The sequence below is a fragment of the Vibrio sp. MM46 genome, assembly GCF_027587135.1.
Lineage (GTDB): Bacteria > Pseudomonadota > Gammaproteobacteria > Enterobacterales > Vibrionaceae > Vibrio > Vibrio harveyi.
In genome coordinates, this window is record NZ_JAPPTO010000100.1 from 1 (window position 1) to 609 (window position 609).

The window sequence follows — 609 nt, forward strand, 5'->3', positions numbered from 1 at the left end:
TTGTCGTGACCTGCTTCCCATAAGGTGGTTGTGGTCGTATAAGGGTGGCACCACGCTGCATCAGGGATGGGTGATGACATCTGATAACGGTAGCGAGATTTTGGTAAAATTGGGTCGGGATACTGGTAACAAATTGCCCCGTCCTCACCGCGCGTCTCCCACACAATACCTTGTCTGTGAAGCTTATAGTTCAGTTTTTCCATGAGCAGCGTTGCGGCTTGAATAGGAGTATCTCGGTAGTTAGTTGTTCCCGTCAATGGATATGCGCTACCTTGTGAGCCCAGGCACCAAAATAACGCATCAATAGGCAGTGCAACGTTCGTGGAGGTGAGCATCGCTTCGGGGACGCAAGCAAGTTGTGCAACCAGATTGCCAAAGAGTAATGCTTCTGGGTTGAGTATGAGCGAGAGCTCGTCATCATCCCAAAGTGGATCAATTTCCGTCATGTACGCCACATCAAAATTATCCGTTGCCATACACGCGGTCGATTGCATCAATTGTAGCCAGTAAATGACCGGGTATTTATACCAATGCGCATGATAAAAGCCGCCGTCGCTACTGTCGCTGTCACGAGCGGTGACACGTCCTCCTATTTTTTGGCTGTTTGCA

General features: G+C 49.4%; 1 protein-coding gene. It reads right to left on the reverse strand.

Features of this window, described 5'->3' with window-relative positions:
* The coding region (locus tag OH459_RS28095; protein ID WP_269989904.1) for a TraU family protein at positions 1-609 on the reverse strand (609 nt) is incomplete at both ends.